Below are 9,219 nucleotides of genomic sequence, written 5' to 3'. Positions count from 1 at the left end.
CGTCTCCGGCGCGCGCTCGGGGTCGGACGCGTCCTCGAGGGCGGGATCCGGCAGCGGCGTCGCGGGGCCGTCTGCGCCCGTGCGGTCTGTGCCGTGGGCTCCGCCGGCCTCAGGGCTCTCGAGGTCGGCGCTCACGCTAGGGGATCGGCCGGAAGAACCGCTCCAGGCGCACGAACGGGAAGTCCCCCTTGAACGACAAGAACGTGAACAGCGCCTTCCCGACCAGGTGCGAGTGCGGCACGAAGCCCCAGTAGCGGCTGTCGACGGAGTTGTCGCGGAAGTCGCCCATCGCCATGTAGTAGTCCTGCTCGAACGTGTACGTCGTGGCGGGCTCGCCGTCGACCGTGAAACCGCTCGCTGTGCGCTCGAGGTCGCGGCCCTCGTGCCGCGTGATGGTCTCGCCGTAGATCGGCAACGTCGCGGCCGTGAGCGGGATCGTCATGCCCGCCGCCGGCACGACGCGCGGCGGGACGTGGTCGGGGTTGGCGCCGTAGAGTTGGTCGGCCCACTGCTCGTCCAAGAGGTAGGGGTCGACGCGCGCCACAGCGTCCAGCGCCTCGAGGGCGGCGACCTCGCCCGGCGTGGCGAACACGTCGAACCGGAGCGCCCCGTTCTCACGCACGTCTCCGCCAGGGAAGTACTGGATGCTCATGTCCTCGAGCTGTCGTGCGTTCGGACGCGTCTCGCCCGCCGCCGTCACCCGCCAGCGCTGCTTCATCGTCGGCGCGAGCGGAATCGGCACGCCGTTGATGTGGAGCACCTTGTCGAGGACGGCCATCGTGTCGCCCGGCAGCGCCACCAATCGCTTGATGTACGGGTCCCGACGCTCGATCGGCACCGTCGACGGGATCACGCCCCGCTCCACGTCCACGCCGGCCGGGTAGTTGAACACGACGACGTCGCCACGGTCCGGCTCCGAGAAGCCCGGCAGCCGGACCTGGGGCAGCTCCACGCCGGGTAGGTAGATCCGAGTGAATGGGACGCCGATCGTCGCGGGCGTTCGTGGACCCCAGTTCATCTTCGACACGATCAAAAAGTCGCCCACCAGGAGTGTGTCCTCCATCGACTCCGACGGGATCCGGTACGGCTCGCCGATAAACGCCCGCAGGATCAGAATCGCGGCGATCGCCCTGGCCCAGTACCACAGGTTCTCCTTGAAGGTCGGCTTGCGTGGAGCGTCCTTGGAGCGGCGGTCACGGTTGGAACGGCGGGCCATGCGGCGTCGGGTCGGGAAAGCGTCGGCACGGCGTGCGCGAACAGAACGAGGAAGCTACGGGCGTCCGCACAGGTCTTCGTCCTCGAGGGCGGACACGTCCTGCGGCGCCGGCCTCGAGGGCGAGCGTCAGCGGTGGATCACCCAGCGGTCCGAGCCCTCCCGGCCGCTCCACCGCGGCGGACGGACGGGGAGCGTGTAGTCCTCCGTCCCGTTGAAGCCGGTCTTGAACCATCGCCCTCGCTCGAACGAGTGGTAGTAGTCGAGCCACGGGTCAGGTCGTTGAGCCTCGATCCGAGCCGACAGGTCCGCTTTCAGGTCGGGCAAAATGTCCTGGTACTCCTCGTCCGACGCGACGAGCAGCCCGCGCCCAAACGGTCCGTCGATGTCGAGGGCGAGCAGCGGAATCGAGTCGTTGACGACGAACCAGTACTCGAACTGGATGTACTCCGAGCCGCCGTAGCCGTAGCGGCGCTGCGCGTCGCCGTTGCGCGTCGGCCGTCCGAACTCAGCCTGAAGCTTGCCCCGGAGCGCGTGCGTGTCGAGCGTGTCGGTCAGCAAGCCTCGAGCGCCGACGGCCTGCCAGTACGTCTCACCGAACCGCTCCAGGAAGAACCCCTGCGCGTCGGGCTCCACCTTGTCCCAGTTCAACGTGGCCAAGCGTGCGGCCAGGATGAGGCTATCGGCCTTGAGGTTGTCGGCGCGGACCAAGCTGTCCCTCGCGGCTTGCCGCGCGGCCTGCACCTCGCGGAACGCCGCCGTCGCCCAGTCCACCGTCCCGACCTCGACGATGGGCTTCGGCTGGATCCGCTCCCCGACCTCGAGGACGATCTCGGCCGCTCGCGCCTCGAGGCGCTGCTGACGGAGCACCTCGACCACAGTTTGGGCAGCGGAGGGATACGGAATGAGGAGGGATAAAAGAGGGACGAGCAGAGCGAGCCCCAACGGCCGGCGCCCCCATCCCTCCGTCTCGTATCCCGTATCCCTCATGCCTATTCCATCGAGAGGACGGCCAGGAACGCCTCCTGCGGGACCTCGACGGCGCCGACCTGCTTCATCCGCTTTTTGCCCTCCTTCTGCTTCTCCAGCAGCTTGCGCTTGCGGCTGATGTCACCGCCGTAGCACTTGGCAGTCACGTCCTTGCGCAACGCCTTGACCGTCTCACGCGCGATGATCTTGTTGCCGATGCCCGCCTGGATGGCCACGTCGAACATCTGCCGAGGGATCAGCTCGCGGAGCTTCTGGGACAGCCGCTTGCCCATGTCGTACGCCTTGTCCCGGTGGACGATCGTGCTCAGCGCGTCGACCGTGTCACCGTTGAGCATCACGTCGAGCTTGACCAGCTTCGAGGCCCGCTCGTCGATGAAGTCGTAGTCGAACGAGGCGTACCCGCGGCTCACCGACTTGAGCTTGTCGTAGAAGTCGAAGACGATCTCCGCCAAGGGCAGCTCGTACTTCAGGTTGACGCGGTCCGTCGTCAGGTACTCCTGCGTGATGTACGTGCCGCGCCGGTCCTGGCACAGCCCCATCAGCGTCCCGACGTACTCACTCGGCACGATGATCTCGGCCTTGACGTAGGGCTCACGGATCTCCGAGATCCGGCCCGGGTCCGGCATGTCCGACGGGTTCTCGACCTCGAGGTCGGTCCCGTCCGCGAGAGCGACGGTGTAGCGGACGTTGGGCATCGTCGTCACGATGTCGAGCCCGAACTCGCGGTCGAGCCGCTCCTGGACCACCTCCATGTGGAGCATCCCCAAGAACCCGACGCGGAACCCGAAGCCGAGGGCGGCCGAGGTCTCGGGCTCGTAGCTCAGGGCGGCGTCATTGAGCTGGAGCTTTTCGAGGGCGGCGCGCAGGTCCTCGAAGTCGTTGGAGTCGGTCGGGTAGATGCCCGAGAACACCATGGGCTTGACGTCGCGGTAGCCGGGCAACTGCTCGGTCGCGCCGTTCTTCTGGTGCGTCACCGTGTCGCCGACCTTCGTATCAGCCACGTCCTTGACGGAGCCGATGATGTAGCCGACCTCGCCCGGCCCCAACTCGTGGACCGGCTCCATCTTGAGCTTGAGGTGCCCGATCTCCTCGGCGTTGTACTTAGCACCGGTCGCCATGAACTCGATGGCATCGCCCTTGCGCAACGTGCCCTCCTTGACGCGGACGTAGACGATGGAGCCGCGGTAGGTGTCGAACGTCGAGTCGAAGATCAACGCTTGAAGCGGCGCGTCGGGGTCACCGGCCGGCGCCGGGACGCGCTCGATGATCCGCTCCAAGACGGCGGGGATGCCCACGCCGGTCTTGGCCGAGACGTGCAGGACGTCGTCTGGGTCGCCTCCGATCAGGTCGGTGATGGACTGCGCCACCAACTCGGGCTGCGCACTCGGCAGGTCCACCTTGTTCAAGACCGGGATGATCTCCAGGTCCTGGCCGATGGCCATGTAGAGGTTCGAGATCGTCTGGGCCTCGATGCCCTGGGCCGCGTCCACGACCAGGATGGCGCCCTCGCACGCGTTGAGCGCCCGCGACACCTCGTAGGTAAAGTCGACGTGGCCCGGCGTGTCGATCAGGTCGAGCACGTACTTCTCGCCGTCGGCCGCCGTGTAGGGCATGCGGATGGCGTGGCTCTTGATCGTGATCCCGCGCTCGCGCTCGAGGTCCATCGAGTCTAGTACCTGGGCCTGCATCTCGCGGCTCGAGAGCGTGCCGGTGGCCTCCAAGAGCCGGTCGGCCAACGTCGACTTGCCGTGGTCGATGTGAGCGATGATGCAGAAGTTTCGGATCCGGCTCTGGTCCACGTGGGCGTGCGTCGGGGGGCGGGTTTCGGTCAACGCTGAAAGTACCGCGGCCGTGCCACTGCCCCGCCGAAATCTGGGTGAGCAGCGCGGGGAGCGCGCGCGACCTCGAGGCCGACGCCTCGCCCCTTCTGCGCGCGGCCCCACCCTCGAGGGCAAAACCTCGTCCTCGAGGAAGGATGCGGTTCCCGCTGCGAGGCGCCGTCGTAGACTCGGTGTTAAAACTCCACCACCTCAATGGCACGGGTTCTCCTCCTTCTCGCGCTCCTCGTCCCTGTCGCCCACGCGCAACGGGCCACCGTGTCAGGGACCGTTCTCGATGCCGCGACCGGTGAGCCTCTTCCCGGCGCCAGCGTCTACCTCACCGGCACGACGGCTGGAGACGCGACCGATTCCCGTGGCGACTACTCCTTCGAGACGGCGATCCAGGGCGACGTCATCGTGACGGCTTCGATGGTCGGGTACTCGGCGCAAGAGCGGTCGCTCAGGATCCGAGACGGCGGGACGGTCGAGGCATCGTTCCGGTTGTCGCCGTCCACGGTCGCCCTCGAGGACGTGACGGTCCAGCAGACGGCCGAGCAACGAGCGGCGGACCGCGAGTGGAGAAACCAACTCGCGCGGTTCCGCTTCCTCTTTCTTGGCCGCACGCGTGTCGCCCGAGAGACACAGATCGCGAACCCTGCCGTCCTGACGTTCTCGGAGTCCAACGGCCGCTTGTTCGCTCAGGCCGAGTCCAGACTCCGCACCGTCAGCCCCCGGCTCGGGTACAACGTGTTGTGGGACAACCTCAGCTTGGCGGGCTCGGAGGCTCGCCGGACGTGGTCCGGGAGCAACCAGTTCGTCGTGATGAGTGGGACCGAGGACCAAGAACGGGGATGGGAGCGCGCGCGCGAGGCCGCCTATCGTGGTTCGTTCCGCCACTTCATGGATGCGCTCCGCACCTCGAGCGTGGAGGATTCAAGGTTCGAGGTGTTCCCCGTCGATCGGCCGGGGCTTATCCCGCGCTTCGCGACGGCCCTCGAGGGCGAGACGATCGCGACCTCGATGGAACCGCGAGCCGGCCGGATCTGGCTCGTCATGTACCACGACGAGCGCGCTGACCGCGCCGGCCGCATCGAGCTGCAGCGCAACGTGGACTGGGCGCAGATGGGGAGCGGGCGGTCTCAATGGTCGTGGGTCGAGATCGGACCTCGAGGCTTTGTCTTCGGACCCGACGGGCGTCTCGAAAACCCGCTCGACCACGTTCTGCGAGGGTACTGGGACTACGAGCGAGCCGCCGAGCTCCTCCCGGCGGACTACGTTCCTCCCCGAGATCTGATGCCCAGCGGGTAGCGTCCTCGAAGACACTACGATGGAACGCCCGGCGTCGAGGCCGCGCGCTCGGCCTGATCGATGTGACGGAGCGCGTGCTGCCCCGTGATGTCGAGAAAAGCGCCGAGCGGCAACCGGATCAGCCGCATAAACGGGTAGCGCACCTTGGTCAGGGCAAGGTCGAGGCCGTCGGCAGCGTCGCAGACGGAGATGTAGCGCTCGACGGCGGCGTCGAACACGGTCATCGTCGGGCCAATCTCGTGCGACGACTCGGGTGCTCGCAGGGAGGGGTCCAGCCTCTTCCCCGTCTTGAGCCCGGGGCCGCCGGGCACGACACCGGACCGCATTCTACCCGCGACGAATCCATACTCGAATGGCCCGTCAGCCCGGCGGTCCGCTCGCGCGACGGCGCCCTCGAGGACAGGCAGGTAAGCGTCGGCGACGATGTTGAGATGGACGATGCACTCCGCGACGGACCACGACTGAGGGGCTGGCCGCCGATTGAACGTTGCCTCAGACATGTCGTCGATGAGCGCATGCGCTCGCGTCTGAGAAGCGGTATGGACCTCGGCGTAGGCGTGGACAGGACTGGGCATCGCGGAGCGGGCGTAGGACGACGGATAGCTTAGTGTGGACCGAGTCCCTTTCCCTCTCGCATTCTGCTCGTGATCGACGACGTCTCTCAGGGTCCACCTCTGCCCCGGAAACGACCGCAACAAGAGCGGAGCCGGATCACCGTCGAGGCCGTGCTCGAGGCCGCCGCTCAGGTTCTGGAGGCCGGTGGCTACGCCGGCCTCACCACGACGGCCGTCGCCGAGCGGGCCGGCGTCTCGATCGGGACGCTGTACCAGTACTTCCCGGACAAAGACGCCGTCGTCGCAGGACTCGTCGAAGACTGGATCGAGAACGAGGCCCGATCGGTCCGACGCGCGTTCGAGGACGTCGAATCTCTCGACCTCGAGGACGCCATCGCCCCCCTCATCGAGGCCTTCGTCAGCGTGTTCTCAGGACGGACCGGCCGATCCGCGGCCGTGCTCCACGGCGCGCTCTGGGTCCGTTGGCGACCGGCCCTCGACGACCTGTTGGGCGACATGGTCGAGGGCATTGCCGGACGGCTTCGCCGCTCGCCCTCGAGGGCAGGCACGCCCGACCCCGGCTTGGTGGCGTACGTCGCGACCCACGCCGTCGTCGGGGTCGTGATCCGGGCGTTGGTGGAGCGGCCCGAGGACCTCGAGAGCGGGGCCGTGACGCGCGAGGCGACACGCCTCGTGCGCGGGTACCTCGGCGGCAAGCCCGACCTCGAGGACGGCTAACGCCTGCACGGGCTCGGCCTCGAGAACGGCGACCGCTTCGTCCATCGTGTCGCGCCCCTGCTGCCGGTGGAGCATGGAGCTCACGACGCTCTCTCGGCGCTCGGGACACCTCGCCAGATCGAGGATGGAAGTCCGCTGGAGGCGGCGCCACGGTGCCGACCGGGCGCTTGTACTGCGAACCGTAGACGACCTCGATGCCGACTCGAGCTGGTCGATCGAGGTCGTGAGCCGTCTGCGACGATAGCGCTAGCCCCAGAGCGCGCGGACGTCCGCTCGTAGCCCGGGCTGTCGACTGCGATCGCCGGCAATCGGCCGTCGAGAACGAACCGCTCGACTCGCTTGCGCATGTGCGGGGTGATGACACGCCGGCGTACCGCACCGCAGCGCCGCCCTCGAGGACGAGCCGCATGTGACCGAGGTACAGCGGCGCGACTCGACGGACGAGACGCCGCAGGCTACTCGTCTCGTTCCGCTCGCATCTGCTGGATCATCCCGACGGCGAGCGCGACGAGACCGGCGGCCATCAGGGCGCCCGATAGCGCCGGACGTGCGCTACCGACGTCCCATCCAACCGTCCATGTCACCACGTTTAGCAGCGCGAGCCCGACGCCGCCGGCGAGGAGAGACAGCCCGAGGCGATCGAGGCGCGTCATGGTAGTTTGCTCAGATCGGCCAAGTCCTGCGGACGGCCCGAAGCGGCCTTGTTCGCTTTCAAGCATTCGAGTCCGATCACATCGAGGGCGAGCCCGTCAACGTCCACGACCATCCGCTCCCGGTAGCAGTCCTCGAACACGACACCTGAGGGCGATGTCAGCACATCGATGCGGAGCGGAGGGCGCCCGATCTGAACGACCACGTTGTCCGCAGCGAACGCGTCGTTCCCGAGGCCGAGAACTCCAAACCCGAAGTCGTGAAACGCCGCGATGACCCGCCGGGAGTTCTCCGGTGTCGGCTCGACCCACGCGTCGATGTCACCGGTATACCGGACATACCCGTGGTACCCGAGCGCATAGCCACCGATGACGAGGTACCGGACGTCACGGGCCTTTAACGACTCGAAGAACTCTCTGAAGTCGGGGTAAAGCTCCATTGGACCACCCGTGTTGTTGTGCGCGAAGCGACTCGATCGCCGCCGAGCGCTCGCCCGCCGGCCGGCTCAACCAGTACTCCCAGGCGGGCGGCTCCTCGCCCATCTTGTAGATGCGGACGGGCCAGTCCGCCCTCGAGGACGGATTGGTCGTCCTCGAGAGTGGATCTTCGGGGGAGCTAGACATCCAGGTCCTCGACGTCGGCGGCGTGCTCCATAATGAAGCGGAAGCGGGCGCTGGCGTCCTTGCCCATCAGGTCCGAGACCGTCGCCTCGGTTTGCAAGAGCGAGCCCTCCGGGATCGAGACCTGGAGCAGGCGGCGCTTGTCCGGGTCGAGCGTCGTTTCGTGCAACGTCTTCGGCATCATCTCGCCCAGGCCCTTAAAGCGCTGGACCTCGATGTTGGCGCGGGGGTTCTTTTTCTGGATCTGCCGGATGATCCGGTCGCGGTCCTGCTCGTCGAGCGCCCACCACGTCTCCTTGAGCGCGTCGACGCGGAAGAGCGGCGGCTGGGCGATGTAGACGTAGCCGCCGTCGACGAGGGGCTTCATGTAGCGGTAGAGGAACGTCAGCAGGAGCGTCGCGATGTGCAGGCCGTCTGCGTCGGCGTCCATCAGCAGGATCACCTTGTGGTAGCGGAGCTTGGTCACGTCGAGGTCGGGGCCGAGCCCGCAGCCCAACGCGTCGACGATGTTCGAGAGCTCCTTGTTGGCCATGACCTTCGCCTGGGTCGCCTGCTCGGCGTTGAGCACCTTGCCCCGGAGCGGCAGGATCGCCTGGGTCTTGCGGTCGCGGCCTTGCTTGGCGCTGCCGCCGGCCGAGTCGCCCTCGACGACGAACAGCTCGGACTCGGACGGGTCCGTGCTCGAGCAGTCGGCGAGCTTGCCCGGCAGGTTGAGGCGGTGGCTGACCGCGCTCTTGCGCCGGACGTTCTGGACGGCCGCCCTCGAGGCCTGGCGCGCCTTGGCCGCCTGGATGATCCGGGCCACGATCGCCTCGGCCGCCGACGGGTTGGCGTTGAGGAACTGCTCGAAGTCCGTGCGGAACGCGCTGCTCACCGCGCTTCGGGCCTCGGAGTTGTTCAGCTTCTCCTTCGTCTGCCCCTGGAACTGCGGGTCGACGTGGTAGAGGTTCACGACGGCGATCATGCCCTCGCGGACGTCGTCGGCGGTGATGTCGAGTTTTTTCTGACCGAGGTCGTGGGTCTCGATGTAGTTGCGGACCGCCTTCGTGACGCCGTCCTTCAGGCCTTGCTCGTGCGTGCCGCCGTCCCGGGTCGGGATGCCGTTGACGAAGCTCGTGATCGACTCGCGTGGGGCCTCGGTCCAGACGAAGCACAGCTCGGTGCGCAAGCCGTCCGTGAGCACCTCTTGGCGGACGATGAACGGGTCCGGGTGGACGCGCCGCGTCTCGGCGTCGGAGACCAGCTTGTCGAGGTACTCGACGATGCCGCCCTCGTGGTGGAACTCGACGCGCTCGCCGGTCGCCTCGTTCTTGAACACGATCTTG

At 67.3% G+C, this 9,219-nt stretch carries 9 protein-coding genes; 2 read left to right on the top strand and 7 right to left on the bottom strand.

Annotation, left to right across the window (positions count from 1 at the left end):
- Positions 1–136 precede the first annotated feature (136 nt).
- The 3 genes from lepB to lepA form a co-directional block, all read right to left on the bottom strand.
- Positions 137–1,216: a signal peptidase I gene (lepB, locus tag WBA11_RS08735; RefSeq protein WP_424520314.1), complete on the bottom strand. Its 1,080-nt coding sequence runs from the start codon at positions 1,214–1,216 to the stop codon at positions 137–139.
- A gap of 126 nt (positions 1,217–1,342) precedes the next feature.
- Positions 1,343–2,203, bottom strand: coding sequence for a hypothetical protein (locus WBA11_RS08730; protein ID WP_424520313.1), 861 nt, complete (start codon positions 2,201–2,203; stop codon positions 1,343–1,345).
- 2 nt (positions 2,204–2,205) lie between these two features.
- Positions 2,206–4,035, bottom strand: a complete 1,830-nt coding sequence (gene lepA / locus WBA11_RS08725; protein ID WP_424520312.1) for a translation elongation factor 4 — start codon at positions 4,033–4,035, stop codon at positions 2,206–2,208.
- Between the two features lie 201 nt (positions 4,036–4,236).
- On the opposite strand from lepA, the gene WBA11_RS08720 reads away from it, so the two are divergent.
- Positions 4,237–5,331 carry a carboxypeptidase-like regulatory domain-containing protein gene (locus WBA11_RS08720; protein ID WP_424520311.1) on the top strand — a complete coding sequence of 365 codons (1,095 nt, stop codon included), beginning with the start codon at positions 4,237–4,239 and terminating at the stop codon, positions 5,329–5,331.
- Positions 5,332–5,345: 14 nt separating this feature from the next.
- On the opposite strand, the gene WBA11_RS08715 is transcribed toward WBA11_RS08720, so the two are convergent.
- Positions 5,346–5,906 (bottom strand): DinB family protein, encoded by a 561-nt coding sequence (locus tag WBA11_RS08715; protein WP_424520310.1) that lies wholly within the window; start codon positions 5,904–5,906, stop codon positions 5,346–5,348.
- 69 nt (positions 5,907–5,975) lie between these two features.
- Here WBA11_RS08715 and WBA11_RS08710 point away from each other — a divergent pair, with 69 nt between their 5' ends.
- Positions 5,976–6,623 (top strand): TetR/AcrR family transcriptional regulator, encoded by a 648-nt coding sequence (locus WBA11_RS08710; RefSeq protein WP_424520309.1) that lies wholly within the window; start codon positions 5,976–5,978, stop codon positions 6,621–6,623.
- A gap of 455 nt (positions 6,624–7,078) precedes the next feature.
- Here the strand turns inward: WBA11_RS08710 and WBA11_RS08705 are convergent, their stop codons facing one another.
- The 3 genes from WBA11_RS08705 to WBA11_RS08695 form a co-directional block, all read right to left on the bottom strand.
- Positions 7,079–7,276, bottom strand: coding sequence for a hypothetical protein (locus WBA11_RS08705; protein WP_424520308.1), 198 nt, complete (start codon positions 7,274–7,276; stop codon positions 7,079–7,081).
- Positions 7,273–7,713, bottom strand: coding sequence for a DUF6036 family nucleotidyltransferase (locus WBA11_RS08700; RefSeq protein WP_424520307.1), 441 nt, complete (start codon positions 7,711–7,713; stop codon positions 7,273–7,275). Before WBA11_RS08700 ends, WBA11_RS08705 begins: the two co-directional genes overlap by 4 nt.
- 176 nt (positions 7,714–7,889) lie before the next feature.
- Positions 7,890–9,219: toprim domain-containing protein (locus WBA11_RS08695; RefSeq protein WP_424520306.1), on the bottom strand; the 1,330-nt coding region annotated here is incomplete at its 5' end.

It is taken from the genome of Rubrivirga sp. (assembly GCF_049648075.1).
Classification (GTDB): Bacteria; Bacteroidota; Rhodothermia; order Rhodothermales; family Rubricoccaceae; genus Rubrivirga.
The sequence above is the reverse complement of the archived record's forward strand: the minus strand, read 5'-3'. Positions and strand labels throughout refer to the sequence as shown.